Consider the following 17,906-nt stretch of genomic DNA (forward strand, 5'->3'; position numbering starts at 1 on the left):
AACTGTCCAGGCTCGAAAAGGGTCTGGGCAGTTTTTTTGATTTAACGATGTTAAGTTGAAATATGTTCATGAATTGTGGTAGTTTATTGTGTATTGTTTGTTAAAATACTTTTTTTAAGTAAGGATGAATTATGAAAAAAAGAAATAAAATTGCTCTCGTTTCTCTTTTGGCAATCGTAGGTGTGGTTTTGTTTTTCATCGTGATGAACAAAACGGTTCATACTGAATATGAGTCGCTAAATGAAACGGACAAACAGATGTTAACCGAGTTGTCGACGATTTATCAACATTTTGAGCAATCACCGGATCAGCTTTGGAATAAGGAGTATGATTTTCGAACCTTACCTCTCTTGCTAGTGCACACGAATAAAGATGGAGGGTTTTTCCGAGAAGAGGCCTTTGCAGTAAATGTGAAGCAATTCGAAAACAGTATGTTTGCCACAGAAATCAAAGTGCCAGAGTCATTCGGTTTGCCTAAGGTGTATCGGGTCAGCCGTTTTGATCCGTCTACGATTTCTGCGTGGATGCCCTTTAACTTTGCGACTCTTGAGATGGATGGCACCGAAGCCATGTATTACAAGTATCATCCCAAAATGTTTAGCGATCCGGAGTTGTATTTTGATTTTGCTTCTTTTTTGCTGCATGAATCGTTTCATATTTTTAAACAAAAAAATTGGACCTATGACGCTGATGGGGCAGAATTCATTGATAACTACCCCGTTACAGAAGAAAATTACGCCTTGATGGGACTCGAATTCAAGCTGCTGGATCAGGCAATGGCTGTGAATGATACCGAAACCATCAAACAGCACTTGCGTGATTGGGCGATCGTGCGCAGCTATCGTTATCAGAAATGGCCACAACTGGTGGGGGAAACCAAGACAGAGGCGATTGAGGGATCAGCCCGCTATATCGAGTATCGTTTCAGCAAGCTTACAGGTGGAAAGCTGACCGTTCTTGCGACGAAAGAGGAGCCTTTTCACGTTACGTTTATGCATGCATTTGATGTGATTGCCAATGGTCAAGTGTCCCCGAGTTATTTGGTAAGAAGTATTCGGTATGAGACCGGTTCGGCCCTTGAGCTGTTGATGGACAAAGCCGCTATTTCTTGGAAAGCAGCGATCGAGGATCACCCGCAGAAACCGGGACATACACCCTATGAAATAGTAAAATCCTATTTCAACATACAGGATAGTGCTAGCATGGAAAAAGAAATAGAGAGTATCAAGAGCAAGTATGGATATGAAGCTCTTCTGGAGCAAGGGGCAAAGATTGCGAACTTGAATAAAGAAGAGCAGTAACATTCCTAAAAAGGCTTATTCCACTTCGATCAGGAGGAGGAATAAGCTTTTTTCGTACCCAAAATCGAAGGATGACCTAAATCTGTTAGGAATACGCTCTGAGATAAAACGCCGTACAGAAAAAAATGAAGAAGAACTGATCATTAGTTAAAAATATACGGTTCTGACCATAATTACCTTTCTTTTTGAAAGAAGTTGTTATAATGAACATAAAACAAGGAGGGAGATCAAATGGATCGGATTGATGAACAAATCCTCCGCTTATTACGGGAAAACGCACGAATCACAAGCTCAGACATCAGCAAGCAGGTTCATTTGTCCGTGCCTGCGGTCTCCGAGCGAATACGCAAGCTGGAGGATACAGGACTCATCAAGCAATTCACGGTGAAGTTGGATCGGGAACAGCTAGGGCTTTACCTGATTGCATTTGTGATGGTGCAAATCGAAAAAACGGAGCATATCGCTGGCTTCCGTGAAACGGTCTTGCAGGCAGACTCTGTGCTGGAATGCCATCATATTGCGGGAGCTTACGATTATGTATTGAAGGTTGCCGTAAAAGGGACGGCCGATCTGGAACGATTTATCTCTGAAACATTGAAGCAAGTAGAAGGTGTAAGCAAGACGAATACGATGATCGTCCTGTCTTCCATGAAAGAGGAGATGTGAACCTGATGGTGATCTGGAACGGTCTATTATTCGGGATGATGCTCCAGCTATCCGTTGGTCCGGTTTGTCTCGGGGTATTGCATCGCTCGATGACTCGGCGATTGCGGGATGCACTCATGATGGTACTGGGGGTTGCACTCGCAGATGCGGTTTATATGGTGGGAGCGATTGGGGGACTGTCACTGCTGTTACAGATCCATTGGGTCAAACAGATGGTTTTGATTATGGGAGCCCTGATTTTGACTTGGTTTGGGATTCAAACCTTGCGTGCCATAAAAGGCAAAGGAGTACATGAACAAGCTTCAGTCCAGCATGCTCCATCGGGTCAAGGCAGCTTTTGGCACGGCGTGCTTCTGACGCTCGCGAATCCTCTGACCGTTCTGTTTTGGGCGGGAGTTTTTGGCTCACTTTTGGCATCTGGCACTTTTGTTCATTCAACAGAGTTGTTCTTGTTTGCTTCAGGCTGTCTGTTATCGACTTTATTGTTCCTAGGGCTGGTAGCTTTGTTGGCCGCGTATTTGGCTCGATTTTTTCGCCAGGGTTGGCTCAACGTTTTTCATGGGATCAGTGCTGTCTTTCTCATTGGGTTTGCGATTGTCCTTCTGCAAAAAGCTGTCTGATGCCTCCATACTGGCCTTTTTAAAGGAGTTGGGAATGACTGCATCGAATTTTAATAGAATACAGGAATTGCGATCGAAAATAGTGTTTTCCTCCCATGTGATTTGGGTAATAGATAGGAAGATAGAACCCTTTCTTGTGAAAGTACCATAGTACAGGGTGTGAGGAGAACCAGTGATGACGACGGATACGTGCTTGAAATGCGGCAGTCCGATGGGCCGGGGAGAGTACACTTGCCAGGTTTGCGGAGAAAACGAAATACAAGACTACCAGATGATTCGCAATTACGTGAGAAGTTATCCGAATTCAAATGCGATGCAAATTGCCAATGCTACAGGGATATCTGTTTCAAAAATATTGCGTTATATAAGAAATGGTTCGTTGACGGTAGTAGACAGTCCGTCCCGCAGAGGGCGATCATAAGAAAAAGAGAAAAGCCCACAAGCAGTCACGAATGCATTTCGTGTAGCCTTGTGAGCTTTTTTATTTTTGATGCAAATCTATAACCAGCGTAGACCCTTTGGATAATGATTTTTGAGTTGCCCCTCAGATTGCTTGCCCCAACCGATGGAGAATCCATCTACAGTAACCAGCGTCCAGCCGCTTTCACCATCACGCGAGAGCGCTTCTCCTTTTAAGTACCGCAACATTTCAGGATCGTCTGCGCCATACGAAGCGACACGGGCTGCCTCCTCAGGGGAGAGGGCAAGTGCCAAGGCGTGTGCAGGTTCAAATCTGTTCTTTTTTACAGTTCCTAGGTGCAGACCGACGCGCGCGACCTTGAGTTTGTCCCAATCGAGCTCGGGAGCAGGTGAGTAGTAAAGGTGCTCGCCAAACAAAAGAAAAGCTGATTCATCATCGAATAGTTTGGAGAGCGCCGGGAGTGCTTCATCCGCGAACGTACGCCAAGCTGCCAGGGCTTCTTTTCGACCCGCCGGAGCTGATTTTGCCGCACGCTTTTCTTTACGCTTCCCGGCAGGTTCATGAACTTCAGTGGCCTCACTTTTTTGCAGCTTGGCGAGGTAATGACCTTCTCCCTGGAGACGATGCGGCCACAATCTGGCTGTCTGAGTGAGTTGCTCGTTTTGCGGCGAGGCCCACTCTGGTTGACCAGCAGAAAAGCAATCTGCATGTGGCAGCGAGACGATCTCAAATTCCGGGTGACGTCCCAGGAAGTTAACGAGTGACTGCTCATTTTCCAACGGAGCGAATGTGCAGGTGGAGTAGACCAACGTCCCGCCTGGCTTCAGCATCGTAGCTGCCGCTTCGAGAATATCACCTTGCATGAGATGGCACTCGGTTACTTTTGCAGGGCTCCAGTCTTCTATTGCTTCGGGCAGCTTGCGGAACATTCCTTCGCCGGAGCATGGAGCGTCTACTAAAATTCGATCAAAAAACTGGGGGAATCGCTCCTGTAAGCGTTCAGGCGTTTCGTTGGTCACGACGGCATTGGTCACGCCGCAACGCTCCAGATTTTCTGACAAGGCTTTTGCCCGAACAGGATGGATTTCGTTTGCCACAAGCATTCCTTGTCCATGCAAAAACGCTGCAAGCTGCGTCGATTTCCCTCCTGGCGCTGCACAAAGGTCGAGGATGCGCTCACCCGGTTGTGCACCGAGTGCTTCGGCAGCGGACATCGCGCTTGGCTCCTGCAAATAGTACATGCCAGCGGAGTGAAAAGGATGCTTGCCGGGACGATCTGGCTCTTTGTAGCGAAAACCGTTTTCGCACCAAGGGACTGCTTCCAGAGCAAACGGCGAGATTTTCAAAAAATCATCACGACCCACCTTCAACGGATTGACCCGCAAGCCGTGTGTCACAGACTGATCATACGAGGAAACGAATGCCTCATAATCGTGTCCGAGCAAGGTTTGCATGCGCTCGGTAAATGGTGTTGGTAAAATTTTTGTCATAACAGCCTCCGATGTCAGATTTTGGCCCCTTGTGAAAGGAAAAGATAGAATCATGGCGAATCATAGAGAATGAGGTGAGAGCATAATGGAAGGATCCCGTGCAAAACGCTACCGCTCCCGGCGGAGGAATGACTCGGAAGTAAGCCGGTTTTGGATCATGGGGTTGCTGTTCTCACTGCTGGTGCTCGCTTTTGAATTCTTTATCGAAATACCCGCCGACGCAGATTGGCTGATCGATATGGAGATGGCTTTGTTTTCTGCCAGCTTTACGTTACTTGCCTTTTATCTGCTCGGACTGACTTTTGCCTTTTCACGCCACCAAAAGGCAGGGAAGATCAATCACCAAATCATCATCTATGTATGGTTGGGTGCGATCTTGTTTCACTTGTTCCTGCTCATCAGCAATTTGTCCAATCAGCATGTATACAAAGCAGGGATCATTCTATTTTTAGGACCATTGTTTTTAACTGTCTACCATTTTATCACGTACTTGGCAGCTTTGCGCGAGGAGCGTGAGGAACAGGAGACAGCAACGACAGCTACGCTCGAGCGTACGGCCTACCAGATGATTCTGGAGGGTGGGCGTGTATACAGCGAGCTGAGTCGCCTGAAAACAGAATATCCAGAAGTGGAGCAAATGCTTCGTGCCAACGATTTTCACGATAAACTGGAGCGCTATGCTTTGGAAATGCAGCAGTATTTGCAGGCGAAGCATTTTGAGCGTAAAGACGTGGAGCTCTTGGAGGGTCACTATTATTTCTTGGAAAACTTGCTGAGCTTGGCGAAACAACATCCGGGAATAATCGAGTCCCGCGCATATAGCCGCCGAGGTGACAATTGATGGGTACAAAGGAGAGGGAAGCGGATGTTTTGGAAAAAAGACAAAGGCCTGGCAGAAAAAGAGACAGCAGCGACGACAGTGGCAACTCCCACAACCACAATGGCAGGACAGCAAGACGCTTGGAAACATGAGCTTCGCGGTATTTACGAACAGATGGGTGCGATCCTCACTTCGAACCAAGCGATGAACGCCGAATCCGATCAAATGGTGCGATTGGTGACGAGGATGAAGCGTGTCGTAGATAACATCCAGGTCATTAACGAGCGGGATGATGAATCTGCGAGTCAGTTGTCGGTTCGAGGAGAGCACCTGACTGACATCTGTAAGCAATCGGTAGCGCGTGCAGATGAAGGCAAGAAGGCTATGACCGATGTTGTGGAAGTCATGAGCCTGCTCGACAAAGAATCGGTTCATACGTCCAAGTCCATGAGTCGCTTGGAAGAGCGCTCATCGGAAATTACGAGCATCGTCAAGGTGATCAGCGACATTGCCAATCAGACCAACCTTCTCGCGTTAAATGCAGCGATAGAAGCGGCACGTGCGGGTGAGCAGGGCCGAGGCTTTGCTGTAGTAGCGGATGAAGTACGGAAGCTGGCCGAGATGACAGCGAACTCGACCAAGACGATTGCGGAATTGATCGGCAAGATTCAGGAAGAAACAAAAGAAGCGTTGTCCAACAGTGAAAAAAGCAGCAGTGCGATCAAAAACGGACTTTCTATCAGCAAGGATGCTGCGGAGAAGACGGATCAGATCGTGAACGCTTTCCAGGCACTAAACGTCGAAGTGTCAGGTGTAATGGAAATCATCGCGCACCAAAAGCGATTTGCTGACGATGTGTCCCAGCAGGTAAGTGATGCGAAGGGCTTGATGGACGAGCTGAATGAAGGCTTGACCAGGCACATGAGGGACGCCAACGCGGTAGAGCAGATGCTCGCGTCGAGCGTAAAGGATGTCAAAAAGGTATTGTAATCATAAGGAAAAAGAATCAGGAGTCCGTATCCAAGAGATGCGGACTTTTTGGTATTTGTACACTTTTTTTACTGAAATTTTACTGGCAGCCGGTTTGACCAAGAAGCGTTTGAAATAAAGTAAGCCCAACCATGTAACAAAATTCCCCTCTCAGGAGTCTAACTTTAGAGAGGGGAATTTAGTCTTCCTTTAGTTCTTTTGTGTAGTGGGTAGTACTTGCTCCAGCATATAGCGATATACCGGGACTTCATCGCCCTTTTCAACGGGCAAGAAGTTAAACGTGACGTAGCTGTCTACTGATTCAGGCTCCAAGGCCAATGCAATGAAGTTGGCGTTTGGCTGGGCCATGCTGAACACGTAGCTACCCGCAGGAAAAGTTTTCGTTGTTTCTGTTACATTTGCAGTCACTTGGTTAGTGAAATGCCCATTCTCGTATATCGGATTCACCTTGTTTTCCAAAATGGTGTAGTTTTCTACCGCTATGGTCGTTTCTTTTGATAGCTTGCTTACCGAAACACCGAGCAGTTCCAGCTCGGCAGCAACGTCATGGTAGCCAGGAGGCATGAGATAAGCAGTGGGGCGCTCGCGTTCGAGTACGGGATAGGCATCCGTGGAGCTTACCCAGTCGATGGGGGTAGCCACTTTTTTTGCTGTGGCTAGATCGACCACTTCGAGAGATTGACCCGGTACTCGCTTATTTTCACTCAGGATGATGAGTTTGTCGTTATCGGTTGCTCTTTTGCCTTTTTCCGTGATTTCTGCGCGTGCCTGCGTCACGGCGGACTTGATTGCTTTGGCGTTGGCCGCTGTTGATTGGATGACAGCAGCGTGAGTCGTGGCCTGACTGAATACACGGCGCTCAAAATCGGCGCGTCCAATGCCGATACCGCGTGTTTCCACCAAAAACGTCAACGTGTTTTTCAATCCCAAGGCATTGCGGCCGATTCTCGTCTCTGTGCTGCCTTCTGTTGCGGTCACTTTTCCGTCCTTGCCTTTTGCCAGTGTATAGTAAGCGTGATGAGAAAGTTGCTCCTTGTCGAGTGCTTTTTGAACGTCAGCCAAGAGCAGGTTGTCTGACATTTTACGCAGGTTGGCGGGAATATTCAAATTTTTCGCAGAGGAGATCAGAACATCGTAGGATGAGATCGCGCCTTTTTCCCCAACATCGCGAAGCTGGCTGGATGAGACACCGTATTCATGGGCATCAAGCACCACATCAGGTTGATAAGCATTGATGGCTTGATGAACCGCTTGCACCTCTGGATATTCTACCTTCATGTAGTCGCGGTTGGCATCCAGCTCAGTCGCGATGTAGCGTTTGAACTGGTAGGAGCCATCCGGGTTGATGCGAGGAACAATCGCGACGTTTACTTTATCCAGGAGGTCGGCGCCAAGTTTTCCTTCTGCCAGCCATTTGGCGATCACGAGAGCAGATTCACCAGAGGCGGGTTCATTTCCGTGGATTTGTGCCTGTAGCCAGATGAGTGGCTTCTCCTTGTTTTGTTTGAGGTTGCTGTGGTCTTTGCTGAATAGCAGCAGGGGGATATTGCGGCCTTCCAATGATGTACCGATGGATAGCAGCTTGATTTCCTTGTTGCCTTCTGCCAATTTGCTTATGTAAGCCATCATTTCTTCCTGGGATGTAAAAGCTTCTTTTCCTTCTTGGAAGCCGGGTGTCCCAAACTGGATAGTTGGCTTGGGAAACAAGCTCTCAATCTGTGCAGGCTGTACATAGGTTGGCCCTATTCCGAAATAAGGAATGTGGGGTTGTGGTTCAGCTTGGGTGGCATGGATGATTGAGGGGCTGGTGAACAGAGATATTACGAGTGCTGTAGAAACAACGTAGCGTACTTTCTTGTCCATAAATTCCCTCCCGCGAAATAAAAGTAGACACCTATGATCAATCTATCAGATTATTATAAAAATAATAATCGCTACGAAATATTCATTTTAAAGTAGGACTTTCGGTTCTCCTTTAATAGAATAGGGGGATGACATGGTCAGAAAAATCAGCAGAATGCTCCTTTTGATGACGGCCATCGCCGTATGTAGTTTCTTTCCGAGCCATATTTCTGCAAACGAATGGAAAAAACCAACAGTAACAGAGACTGTTGACCACCTGAATGGGGCGATTCACCAAAAACAAGAATTTCGATTCCCAGATGGTGTCACGTATTGGGCCCATAAAATGACAGGTCAGCGCAATATGATGCCCTACGTTTTCACCATTCCGATTCAGGGTAACAGTCAGAACATGATGTTCCGCTATCGGGCCTATGATGAGTCGAAGAAACCGTATTGGAGGGTCGTCACGCTTGATCAAGTCCAGACTCTTCCGCTGGCCTCTGGTTTTATAGAGACAGAGGGCAGGTATATTTGGTTAGGTAAGCCCATTACCTACGTGGATAAAGGCAGTGCCACGATTGAAGAAAAGACGGCATTGGCGCTACCAGTTGAAGTAAAACAGACTGCTTCTGGTGTCGAGCTTGTGATCAAGCTGCCGATGAAAGCAGGCTTTATCAGCGAAATGTGGGCGCTCGATTCGAGAGAGCCACTCGTACCTTGGGGAGAACAGTCGATTGACAGCGTCTGGCTTAACTTGGACGTTACGGAAAAGGCAAAATGGCTGTACGATGGGTATTACTATCAAAGTCCTTCAACGTACGAGCCGACTTCGGAGTCCTCTTTTTGGCGAATTCCTGAGAATTATGTCCTTCGCTCCTTTTTATATACAGGAGGAAGCAAGGCTGCCCGCGATATGGGCTATGTGATGTTGAAAGCAAGCCTGAAGCAACAGGAGCCTGAGGGGTACTGGAAGACACAGCCGCGCTCCTTGTGGCTAAGCGGCGATTACGGGATACCAGAGGGCTTTTACGATACGAGATTCAACACAGGAGCGGCTGATCTGATGCTGCGGGGCTGTGATCAGTATCAAGAAAAGGACTTTTGCCAATCGGCGAAAAAATATGTTTCTTACTTTCACAATCACGCAGCCTTGAACCATTTTGTCATTGCTGGTGTTCAGCAAGGGTGGCTGGTTTCCGACTACGCAACAGCAACGAATCCAATGATTCAGACACACGTTTCATTGAATCATCAGTTGGCGGAAATCAATTTTCTCTACAAAAGCTATCTGCAATTCGGGGACCAGACAGACAGAGACTTAGCAGACATCATGCTCTACGGTGTCGTAAACCTCGGATCGCAGTGGATTCTCGGAAATGGCGATTTGCATTACGCTTATTTTCCGGACGGCACATTCGGCAGACCAGACTATCCGTTTTTGACCTACAATGACTTGGTCGAAACTCAGCGTCTGTACCGTCAACTACATGGAATGGATGAGATGACGCTTGCCATGTTGATTGAAAGCAAATTGATGTGGATGCAACTGAATAATATTCAGTACCGTTAACACATGGAATGGCAACCCGTAGGAAGGACACTTTATCAGAGTGGCTTTCTTGCGGGTTTTTGTGTTTTCATCCTCTCAGCAGAAAAATGGAGAGCTTTTCTTTCGGTGATAGAAGAACAAGAGCTACCGTCTTGTGTATCGGCATCGGGACAATCAGAGAGATGCAGTGGATAGACGCCAGGACCGGCGAGTTGATTTAATCTACTTTCCGTAAAGCGAACAAGGTCAAAAAGCTGACCGCCTCCCGCAGCTCTACGCTTAAGCGGCCCGCGATGTCAGGTGTTATTCCCTCTTTGTATACGGGCTCTTCGTCCAGCAGTGTGAAGCCATTTTCGCTCGCCAACTGCTTGGCTTCCCAGGGCATCAGCGTATTTTGGATCGTTGCCTCTTCATAGAGTCTGCGATAGCTATGAGCGCGCGGGCCAGCTGTTGGACCGAGGATACCCAAGACGAGAATTCCTCCGGGAGAGAGCACGCGGTGAAGCTCCAAGAGTGCCTTGAGCGGAGATGGCGTGAATTCCACTACGTTAATCGAGAGCACACCGGAGAATGAATCACTGGCAAAAGGAAGCTCACTGATGTCTCCTGTCTGAAAATGAACAGAGCCTGGGAAGGAAATGACCCGGTCATGAGCGAGACGAATCATTTCCCCGGCAATGTCGATGCCCTCCACCTGATAGCCGTGCTCCGCGAGCTTGCAACTGGCATAGCCGTCACCACAGCCTGCATCAAGAACAGGTCCCGACCCGACAGGTACATGCTTCATAAAAAAGGGGAGGATGGTGCTGCGGCTACCTTTTTCCCACATGTGCTCACTTCTTTTTCGCCAGTCTTCTGCAAATTGATCCCATTGCTTGGCGGCTTGTTCTGTCCATTGGCTCATCATTGTCCACGCCTTTCTCATCGAATGAACGATACCGTTATGAAGAAAAACTCCGGTCGAGGCAGCCGGAGCTTTTCAGGGAAGTTGTTTTTACGTCAAACGCTCATGAGGTTGTTTGGGGATATGTGCGACCAAGTCAGCAATTTTTTTACTCTTCAGCGTATGCATCATTTGCTGCTCAGCGTCAGCCACAACCTGTTGAATCAGACAGGCACTATCATGATGGAAGCTGCATTCAAACAAGGAGGTTGTCCCTTCAATGGCTTGGATAACATCCAGAAACGATATATCATCCTGGTTGCGTTTGAGCTTGTATCCGCCATTTGCGCCAGAGACCGAGTGGATCAACCCAGCCTTGACCAGTTTCGTCAGCATTTTGGATAGGTACGTTTGTGAAACACCTAGCTTCTCTGCCAAAAGCTGAACACTAACGGGTTTATTAGGCGCTTCTGCCACCAGATAGAGCATCGCATGGAGGGCATAGTCTGTTGCCTGTGAATACTTCATAAGACACCTCAATCATGGACTTAATACATCCATCATAAAGTTAATCAGAAGCATGAGCAAGGGGAAGAGTGAGTGGTGCTGTCATTTACACTTTCGATGCCTATTTTAGGATGGTGCAACTTGACATGAAAAATCATTAAGAGATATTATGGATATGATAAGTCTGCTAATGAGTTATTTGAAATGATCCAAGTACAGTGATATATTTTTTGTCTCCATTAGAGATATTATAGGTCTGTAATGGTTGTTTTGAGTAGCTGTTCAAACTAAAAATGGGGAGGAAAGTATAAATGAGCATTTGCCACACGACAGACACTACCTTTCAACATGATGTAAAAAGCGAAGGCTATACGCTCGTCAATTTTTGGGCACCTTGGTGCGGGCCATGCCGCTTTTTTGGGCCGATACTTGAATCGTTTGATGGGGAGCATAGCAGCGAAGTGAGAGTCCTAAAGGTCAATGTCGATGAACAAACGGAGATTGCCAATCAGTATGGCATTATGAGTTTGCCAACGACCATCCTGCTCAAAAACGGGGAATTGATCGACAAAGTCGTAGGTGCGGCCCCTCTAGCGGAACTGAAACAATTTGTTTTCAAACATAGGTAATAGGAAAACGCAGCGAAAGCCATCGGTCAACTTGATCGGTGGCTTTTTGGTATCCAGTTGTTACTTGCAAGCGTACTTTAATAAATGAAAGCGTTTGAGCGTTTTCGCGTTGTTCCGTACTCTTGCACGAGGAAGCGCTTCCAATGTACTCTCAAGATAACGACAAAATAATCCCAATTAACAAAATAATGTCAATAATTGAAAAAGAAAGCGGAGGGGTAGGCAATGAGCAATACCGATTTTTTCCCGATTCAGGACTGGGACTACCTGGAGTTTTATACAGGGAACGCCAAGCAAGCGATGCACTATTTCACAAATGCGTTTGGATTTGAAGCAGTAGCCTATGCCGGCTTGGAGACAGGCTCTCGGGAAAAGGTTTCCTACGTCTTGAAACAGAAGCATATGACGTTCGTGATCAGTGGGGCGCTTACACCTGACAGCCCGATCGCGGAATTTGTGAAAAAGCATGGGGACGGAGTCAAAGACGTTGCCCTGCGTGTAGAGGATTGTGAGCAGGCTTACCGGGAGGCCGTTTCTCGCGGAGCCATTCCGATCATGGAACCGACTGAGTATACCGATGAATTCGGGACGGTCAAAAAAGCGATTATCGGTACGTACGGCGAAAACATTCACTCCTTTATCGAACGAAAAAATTACAACGGACCATTCTTCCCAGGCTTTAAAGCTTACCAATCACAAGTCAAAGGTGAGGGTACAGGTATCATCGGCATCGACCACATCGTGGGTAACGTTGAGGTCATGGATGAGTGGGTGGAATATTATCAAAAGGTCATGGGCTTTACAGCCGTACAAAATTTCAGTGAGGACGACATCTCGACGGAGTATTCTGCGCTCATGTCCAAAGTGATGCAAAGTGGAACAGGACGCATCAAGTTCCCGATCAATGAGCCGGCAGAAGGACGCCGCAAGTCGCAGATTCAGGAGTTTTTGGAGTTCTACAAAGGGCCAGGCGTACAGCATATTGCCATCCTGACAAACGATATCATCGACACTGTATCGAAGCTGCGTGATAACGGTGTAGATTTCCTCATGGTGCCAGATACGTACTACGAGGATTTGAAAGAGCGTGTAGGGGAAATTGATGAAGACATCGAGGCGCTGAGAAAGCTGGGTGTCTTGGTCGACAGAGACGACGAAGGCTATCTCTTGCAGCTGTTCAGCAAGCCGATTGTAGACCGTCCGACGTTGTTCATCGAGATTATCCAGCGCAAAGGAGCACGCGGCTTCGGGAATGGCAACTTCAAGGCACTGTTCGAGGCGCTGGAGCGCGAGCAAGACCGCAGAGGTAACCTGTAATTTTGATGTAACGAGCATGACAAGACCATCTCAAGCTGAAAAAGCTGAAGGGTGGTCTTTTTCTATTTGCGAAGCAGAAAAAATAAAATCTCATGAACTATATGACCGCCTCTATCATCTATACTATTAGAACCAAACATTGGAGATAAAAGGAGGTTTATGCAATGTGAGCGTCAAGATGGAAGTTCAGCAAGATATTCAGCTAGCACTGGATGGTAGCGTAGAAGCTTTTGCCAGAGTCATTCAATTGTACGAGCGTACCTTGTACGGTGTGGCACGAACCTATGTCGGGCGGGATGAGGATTGTGCCGATGTGGTGCAGGATACAGTGATGAAAGCATTCAGAGCCATCCGAACGCTGCGAGAGCCTGCCTATTTCAAAACATGGATGATCCAAATTCTCATAAACGAATGTAGACAATGGCAGCGAAAAAAGAAACGAAGTCCAACCGTAGAGCTGTCTCCGCTACGAATAGAGGAAAAATCGGTACAGGCTCCCTACGAGGCTATTGAACTAACAGAGGCAGTATGGAAGCTGGAGCATGAGCTTCGCATCGTTGTTTGGCTTCACTATTACGAGGATTTGCCGATCAAGCAAGTAGCCTTTCGAGTAGGTGTTCCCGAAGGCACAGTGAAATCCCGGCTGTATCGGGCTCGCATGCTGCTTGCAGAAGAGCTGGAATCCTCCCAGGAAAGGAACGTGGACTATGACCCGACTTTCATGCGGAAGCTGAGTCTGGATGACTTCGCTCCGCTATCAGCCGCATAGGTACACAGATGTCCAAAAGAGAGAGAAAGGGCGAAACTGCGATGATTCATCGATTGGAACCAAATGATTATGAAAAAATCAGAACGTTGCTGTCACCTGATAACGTAAACGATTTGACCATCCATGCGATTATCAATGGGACAAATCGAGGAGCGATTTACGTAGATGATGTGGAGCAGCCCCGGACAGCATTGGTCGATCAAACCGGCGTGATCAGTATTTTCGTAGGGGATGCTGCCAATGAAGCGTTCACAGCGGATATGGGCGCCTTTATCGAGGGGGAATTGCGTAGATATACGACCGAATCGTGCGGGGGCACTCATTTTTTGGCAGTTGTCCCAGATGAAGCGTGGGAAGAGGCAGTGACCAAAGCGATCTCACATCGAGAGATAGAAACGGATTGGGAGTATTACTATCAGTTCAATCCCGAGCAATTCCAAGCGCGAAGGATCAGCTACCGCCCTCTGCCTGAAGGATACACTTTGAAAAGAATCGATGCAGGTGTCATGGAAAACGACCCCGACAACATCTTGATCGAGGTTGTAGAAGAATTCTATCATTCGGTGGATGATTTTTTGCAGGGGGGCGTAGGTTTCTGCGTATGTAAAGGAAATACGATTGTGAGTGCTTGCCTGTCTTGCTGTGTCCATGAGCGTGACCATGAAATTAGCGTGGAAACGTACGAGGAAGCCGACATGAACAAAGGCTTTGCTACGCTTGCTTGTGCGGCGTACCTGGAGCATTGCATGGAACATGGGCTGACACCGCACTGGACCACGCTGGAAACCAACGAGGAGTCGGTACGTCTGGGGACAAAGCTAGGATTTGAGCCTAAGGAAAAGTGTAAAATACTGGAGTTCGAATATTAAAACGATACAGGTATCCATGGGTTGTCGAAATTACTTCGGCAACCTTTTTTACTAGGAAAGGAAGACAATCAAAAGGGAAATACGATGTGAAAAGTGAATATTTTGATTAGTTATAGAAAAGAACAGGAATCATCAGGCAGCGATTGAGAGGGATCAACCAATGAACATGGCATTAATGGTTCCATTGACGGAGCGGACGGCTGTTTTGATCGTGGTAGCTTTGTTGTTTACACGTGTACGTGCATTCCGCAGCATATTGAACCAGCAAGCGACGTGGCGAGAAAAAGCACTAATGGTCGTCATTTTTTCCGCTATTTCCATACTGGGTACATACAATGGCATTTGGTATCAGGATGCGATTGCGAATTCACGTGTGATCGGGACCGTTGTGGCAGGCTTGCTTGCTGGTCCCTGGGTTGGGTTGATGACGGGACTGATTGCAGGGATGCATCGTTATTCATTGGGGGGCTTTACGGACGTAGCATGTGCGATCTCGACGATAAGCGAGGGCTTGTTTGCGGGATTAATCTATCAGTTCCGCCGTAACCGCAGCAAAAAAATCGGGTGGACGACTGCACTCGTCGTTGGTTTCTTGGCGGAGTGGCTGCAAATGGGAATTGTTTTGCTCATCGCACGTCCTTACGCTGACGCTTTGGCATTGGTGCAGGCCATTAGTGTACCGATGTCTATCGTCAACTCGGTCGGAATTGCTATTTTAATCATTATTATTGATTTGGCTAAAAAGGAAGAGGATCGGATTGGGGCGCTCCAAGCTCAGCGAACGCTCCAAGTAGCGGACAAAACGCTGTCTTACCTGCGTCAAGGACTGACGTACGACTCTGCCCAAAAGGTGGCGGAGGAAATATTGCGGACGACGCGTGTAGCAGCGGTAGCGATTACCGATACGCGCTCTGTACTTGCGCATGTTGGCGCAGGCTCGTCCCATCACGTAGTGGGTGAAGGCATTACGACCAAGGCGACCCGTGAAGTTATATCGACCAAAGAAGTAAAGATTGCCCAGACGAAGGAAGAGATTGGGTGCAGGGAGACGAATTGTTCCTTGCGCTATGCGATCCTCGTCCCCCTGATGCGAAGACGTGAAGTGGCGGGTGTGCTCAAGCTGTATCAGGATCGCTCTCGCAAGCTGTCGGCTGTGGACTTGGAACTCGTGCGTGGGTTGGGGAACCTGATTTCAAGTCAGCTCGAACTGGCTGAGCTGGAGAAGCAGTCCCGTCTGTTGGCAGATGCAGAAATCAGAGCTTTGCATGCACAGATCAATCCGCATTTCTTGTTCAATGCGCTCAATACGATCGTTTCATTTATTCGCTTCCGTCCCGAACAGGCGCGTGAACTGTTGATTCATTTGGGGGAGTACTTCCGGCGAAATTTGCATGACTCTGGCGGATATGTCAGTCTGGCGCGTGAGCTGGAGCATATCGAAGCGTATTTGGCCATCGAACGTGCGAGGTTCGGAGACAAGCTCCATGTAGAGTACGACATCGAGGATGGCGTAGAGCGGTTTACCGTACCGGGACTGATTTTGCAGCCCTTGGTAGAAAATGCGGTCAAGCACGGGCTGTTGCCTAAGCGCGAAGGGGGAACCGTAGTGATTCGTGCACGCCGCAAAGAAAAGCAAATCGTCGAACTGACAGTGGCAGATAATGGAGTCGGAATGGAAGTGGACCCATTCAAGCCAGCTCTAGCGGAGAAGAGTGCAGGGCGGCAATTATCTGGGATCGGTCTTGCCAATGTAAAAAGCCGTCTCCAGTCGATCTACGGAGAACCGTATGGAATCGTGATCGAGAGCAAAAGCGGGAACGGCACAACATGCACCATACAATTACCGATAGGGGTGAACGTCAGTGCTCAAAGTGTTCATCGTCGATGATGAGACGCCAGCCAGAGAAGAACTGCGCTATTTGCTGGAGCAGTTTTCGGAAGTGTCCGTAGTAGGAGAGGCGGGCAGCGGGGAAGAGGCGTTGGAAGCGGTGCTTCAGACTGAGCCGGATGCGGTCTTTTTGGACATCCATTTGCAGGACAGGGATGGCGTCGATGTGGGGCAGGAGCTTCTGGAATCCATGGTCAATCCACCTGTCATCATCTTTGCAAGTGCGTATGAATTTCATGCGGTTCGAGCATTTGAGGCGGAAGCCGTTGATTATATTGTCAAGCCGTTCAGCGAACTGCGTCTGGAAAAGACGATGAATCGGGTACGAAAAATGAGGCGGAAAAGTGAGCCTGCATTGGACGCGTCACCGCTGCTGGAGGAAAGGCTACAGTCTCTTCTGCAAAATGTGCTGGTCGATACTCAGCCGCATCGAGTCCCGGTGGAAAAAAGCGGCAAGATAATGCTGATTGATCCAAACGAAATCGTCTATGCCACCTTGGAAGGAAGGTATGCGAGCATTTATACAGCAGGTGAGCAATATGCGACCACGTTTACGTTGCAGGAGCTGGAGAGCAGGCTGTCACGCCAGCAGTTTTTTCGGACGCATCGCGCTTTTATTGTCAATTTATCCAAAACGGCAGAGCTCGTCCCTTGGTTCAAAGGCTCGATTCATCTAGTCATGGAAGATCATCGCAAAACGGAAGTGCCTGTTAGCCGCAATGTCGTGAAGGAATTGAAGAAACGACTGGGTTTTTAAAGCAAACAGACCAATCCTGCGTCCCGTTTGGGAGGGGAGGATTGGTCTGTTTTTTTCGACTGCTTACATGGGATAGTGATCGTTTTTCTTACGCGTCACCATAATTCCGCCCAATACGATCAGGACCAACCCGAGGATGCCGCCTACTTGGGTGGACGCCAGATTCGCGATCAAAAAGACGATGGCAATGACGGTGAGGATACCAATAGGGATCAAGAGAGCGGGTTTGCGATTGCCGAATATGTACAGCTCGGTAAGCCCAACGGCAGGACCAATCAGGAAAAAGGGCCACGTTGTGCTCATATCACCGCCCAAAAATAGCTGACTGAAAAAGAAGAGCGGAGCGTAGACGAGCAAGATCCCGCCCGGAACGAGTAATCCAGCTCGATTTGGCTGCGGATTCATAAAGAAGAAAATATGAAACCCGATTGCTGGAATGAGAAGAAAGACTGGCCATAGCAAATCTATCGCGAGCGGAATGTTCAGGTAGGTTGCCAGAACAAAAATCGCTCCGATTCCGATAATGATGTAACCCCCGATTTTTCGCATGTGCGTATTCTCCTTTTTGATTTCCATACCAATTTA

General features: G+C 48.0%; 18 protein-coding genes. 13 read left to right on the plus strand and 5 right to left on the minus strand.

Annotated features, from left to right (window positions below; all coding sequences use genetic code 11):
- Positions 1-131: 131 nt before the first annotated feature.
- The 4 genes from ACQ5DJ_RS24820 to ACQ5DJ_RS24835 all read left to right on the plus strand — a co-directional run bounded on the left by ACQ5DJ_RS24820 (position 132) and on the right by ACQ5DJ_RS24835 (position 3,008).
- Positions 132-1,301, plus strand: a complete 1,170-nt coding sequence (locus tag ACQ5DJ_RS24820; protein WP_429844757.1) for a hypothetical protein — start codon at positions 132-134, stop codon at positions 1,299-1,301.
- A gap of 231 nt (positions 1,302-1,532) precedes the next feature.
- Positions 1,533-1,967, plus strand: a complete 435-nt coding sequence (locus ACQ5DJ_RS24825; RefSeq protein WP_429844758.1) for an Lrp/AsnC family transcriptional regulator — start codon at positions 1,533-1,535, stop codon at positions 1,965-1,967.
- Positions 1,968-1,972: 5 nt separating this feature from the next.
- A complete protein-coding gene (locus tag ACQ5DJ_RS24830; protein ID WP_429844759.1) occupies positions 1,973-2,587 on the plus strand; it encodes a LysE family translocator in 615 nt (204 codons plus the stop codon).
- 175 nt (positions 2,588-2,762) lie between these two features.
- Positions 2,763-3,008: a hypothetical protein gene (locus ACQ5DJ_RS24835; protein ID WP_429844760.1), complete on the plus strand. Its 246-nt coding sequence runs from the start codon at positions 2,763-2,765 to the stop codon at positions 3,006-3,008.
- Between the two features lie 77 nt (positions 3,009-3,085).
- Here the strand turns inward: ACQ5DJ_RS24835 and ACQ5DJ_RS24840 are convergent, their stop codons facing one another.
- On the minus strand, positions 3,086-4,498 hold the full coding sequence (locus tag ACQ5DJ_RS24840) for an RsmF rRNA methyltransferase first C-terminal domain-containing protein (protein ID WP_429844761.1): 1,413 nt from the start codon (positions 4,496-4,498) through the stop codon (positions 3,086-3,088).
- 85 nt (positions 4,499-4,583) lie between these two features.
- On the opposite strand from ACQ5DJ_RS24840, the gene ACQ5DJ_RS24845 reads away from it, so the two are divergent.
- The gene (locus tag ACQ5DJ_RS24845; protein WP_144613189.1) at positions 4,584-5,339 is read left to right on the plus strand and encodes a hypothetical protein; all 756 of its coding nucleotides are present in this window, start codon (positions 4,584-4,586) and stop codon (positions 5,337-5,339) included.
- Between the two features lie 24 nt (positions 5,340-5,363).
- Complete coding sequence (locus tag ACQ5DJ_RS24850) at positions 5,364-6,308, plus strand: methyl-accepting chemotaxis protein (protein WP_429844762.1); 945 nt, start codon at positions 5,364-5,366, stop codon at positions 6,306-6,308.
- 189 nt (positions 6,309-6,497) lie between these two features.
- On the opposite strand, the gene ACQ5DJ_RS24855 is transcribed toward ACQ5DJ_RS24850, so the two are convergent.
- Positions 6,498-8,171: a M14 family metallopeptidase gene (locus ACQ5DJ_RS24855; RefSeq protein ID WP_429844763.1), complete on the minus strand. Its 1,674-nt coding sequence runs from the start codon at positions 8,169-8,171 to the stop codon at positions 6,498-6,500.
- A gap of 133 nt (positions 8,172-8,304) precedes the next feature.
- Here ACQ5DJ_RS24855 and ACQ5DJ_RS24860 point away from each other — a divergent pair, with 133 nt between their 5' ends.
- Positions 8,305-9,723: a hypothetical protein gene (locus tag ACQ5DJ_RS24860; protein WP_429844765.1), complete on the plus strand. Its 1,419-nt coding sequence runs from the start codon at positions 8,305-8,307 to the stop codon at positions 9,721-9,723.
- A gap of 196 nt (positions 9,724-9,919) precedes the next feature.
- Here the strand turns inward: ACQ5DJ_RS24860 and ACQ5DJ_RS24865 are convergent, their stop codons facing one another.
- On the minus strand, positions 9,920-10,606 hold the full coding sequence (locus tag ACQ5DJ_RS24865) for a class I SAM-dependent methyltransferase (protein ID WP_429844788.1): 687 nt from the start codon (positions 10,604-10,606) through the stop codon (positions 9,920-9,922).
- Between the two features lie 90 nt (positions 10,607-10,696).
- The gene (locus ACQ5DJ_RS24870; RefSeq protein ID WP_144613204.1) at positions 10,697-11,113 is read right to left on the minus strand and encodes an RrF2 family transcriptional regulator; all 417 of its coding nucleotides are present in this window, start codon (positions 11,111-11,113) and stop codon (positions 10,697-10,699) included.
- A gap of 290 nt (positions 11,114-11,403) precedes the next feature.
- Here ACQ5DJ_RS24870 and trxA point away from each other — a divergent pair, with 290 nt between their 5' ends.
- The 6 genes from trxA to ACQ5DJ_RS24900 all read left to right on the plus strand — a co-directional run bounded on the left by trxA (position 11,404) and on the right by ACQ5DJ_RS24900 (position 17,321).
- A complete protein-coding gene (gene trxA, locus ACQ5DJ_RS24875; RefSeq protein WP_017250634.1) occupies positions 11,404-11,721 on the plus strand; it encodes a thioredoxin in 318 nt (105 codons plus the stop codon).
- Between the two features lie 225 nt (positions 11,722-11,946).
- Positions 11,947-13,038 (plus strand): 4-hydroxyphenylpyruvate dioxygenase, encoded by a 1,092-nt coding sequence (gene hppD, locus ACQ5DJ_RS24880; RefSeq protein WP_429844766.1) that lies wholly within the window; start codon positions 11,947-11,949, stop codon positions 13,036-13,038.
- A gap of 166 nt (positions 13,039-13,204) precedes the next feature.
- Positions 13,205-13,807, plus strand: coding sequence for an RNA polymerase sigma factor (locus ACQ5DJ_RS24885; RefSeq protein WP_429844767.1), 603 nt, complete (start codon positions 13,205-13,207; stop codon positions 13,805-13,807).
- 41 nt (positions 13,808-13,848) lie between these two features.
- On the plus strand, positions 13,849-14,676 hold the full coding sequence (locus tag ACQ5DJ_RS24890) for a GNAT family N-acetyltransferase (protein ID WP_429844768.1): 828 nt from the start codon (positions 13,849-13,851) through the stop codon (positions 14,674-14,676).
- 160 nt (positions 14,677-14,836) lie between these two features.
- The gene (locus tag ACQ5DJ_RS24895; RefSeq protein ID WP_429844769.1) at positions 14,837-16,564 is read left to right on the plus strand and encodes an ECF transporter S component; all 1,728 of its coding nucleotides are present in this window, start codon (positions 14,837-14,839) and stop codon (positions 16,562-16,564) included.
- Positions 16,539-17,321, plus strand: coding sequence for a LytR/AlgR family response regulator transcription factor (locus tag ACQ5DJ_RS24900; protein ID WP_429844770.1), 783 nt, complete (start codon positions 16,539-16,541; stop codon positions 17,319-17,321). The genes ACQ5DJ_RS24895 and ACQ5DJ_RS24900 overlap by 26 nt, the downstream gene beginning before the upstream one ends.
- Positions 17,322-17,384: 63 nt before the next feature.
- On the opposite strand, the gene ACQ5DJ_RS24905 is transcribed toward ACQ5DJ_RS24900, so the two are convergent.
- The gene (locus ACQ5DJ_RS24905) at positions 17,385-17,870 is read right to left on the minus strand and encodes a hypothetical protein (protein ID WP_429844771.1); all 486 of its coding nucleotides are present in this window, start codon (positions 17,868-17,870) and stop codon (positions 17,385-17,387) included.
- Positions 17,871-17,906 lie beyond the last annotated feature (36 nt).

Origin of the sequence: Brevibacillus sp. FIR094 (assembly GCF_050477165.1) — a bacterium.
Lineage (GTDB): Bacteria > Bacillota > Bacilli > Brevibacillales > Brevibacillaceae > Brevibacillus.

Coding starts and splice junctions, on each gene's coding strand:
- ACQ5DJ_RS24855 (WP_429844763.1), bottom strand. CDS start 8,171: ATGGACAAGAAAGTACGCTACGTTGTTTCTACAGCACTCGTAATATCT.
- ACQ5DJ_RS24895 (WP_429844769.1), top strand. CDS start 14,837: ATGAACATGGCATTAATGGTTCCATTGACGGAGCGGACGGCTGTTTTG.
- trxA (WP_017250634.1), top strand. CDS start 11,404: ATGAGCATTTGCCACACGACAGACACTACCTTTCAACATGATGTAAAA.
- ACQ5DJ_RS24850 (WP_429844762.1), top strand. CDS start 5,364: ATGTTTTGGAAAAAAGACAAAGGCCTGGCAGAAAAAGAGACAGCAGCG.
- ACQ5DJ_RS24860 (WP_429844765.1), top strand. CDS start 8,305: ATGGTCAGAAAAATCAGCAGAATGCTCCTTTTGATGACGGCCATCGCC.
- ACQ5DJ_RS24865 (WP_429844788.1), bottom strand. CDS start 10,606: ATGAGCCAATGGACAGAACAAGCCGCCAAGCAATGGGATCAATTTGCA.
- ACQ5DJ_RS24890 (WP_429844768.1), top strand. CDS start 13,849: ATGATTCATCGATTGGAACCAAATGATTATGAAAAAATCAGAACGTTG.
- ACQ5DJ_RS24840 (WP_429844761.1), bottom strand. CDS start 4,498: ATGACAAAAATTTTACCAACACCATTTACCGAGCGCATGCAAACCTTG.
- hppD (WP_429844766.1), top strand. CDS start 11,947: ATGAGCAATACCGATTTTTTCCCGATTCAGGACTGGGACTACCTGGAG.
- ACQ5DJ_RS24845 (WP_144613189.1), top strand. CDS start 4,584: ATGGAAGGATCCCGTGCAAAACGCTACCGCTCCCGGCGGAGGAATGAC.
- ACQ5DJ_RS24830 (WP_429844759.1), top strand. CDS start 1,973: ATGGTGATCTGGAACGGTCTATTATTCGGGATGATGCTCCAGCTATCC.
- ACQ5DJ_RS24905 (WP_429844771.1), bottom strand. CDS start 17,870: ATGCGAAAAATCGGGGGTTACATCATTATCGGAATCGGAGCGATTTTT.
- ACQ5DJ_RS24835 (WP_429844760.1), top strand. CDS start 2,763: ATGACGACGGATACGTGCTTGAAATGCGGCAGTCCGATGGGCCGGGGA.
- ACQ5DJ_RS24820 (WP_429844757.1), top strand. CDS start 132: ATGAAAAAAAGAAATAAAATTGCTCTCGTTTCTCTTTTGGCAATCGTA.
- ACQ5DJ_RS24870 (WP_144613204.1), bottom strand. CDS start 11,113: ATGAAGTATTCACAGGCAACAGACTATGCCCTCCATGCGATGCTCTAT.
- ACQ5DJ_RS24825 (WP_429844758.1), top strand. CDS start 1,533: ATGGATCGGATTGATGAACAAATCCTCCGCTTATTACGGGAAAACGCA.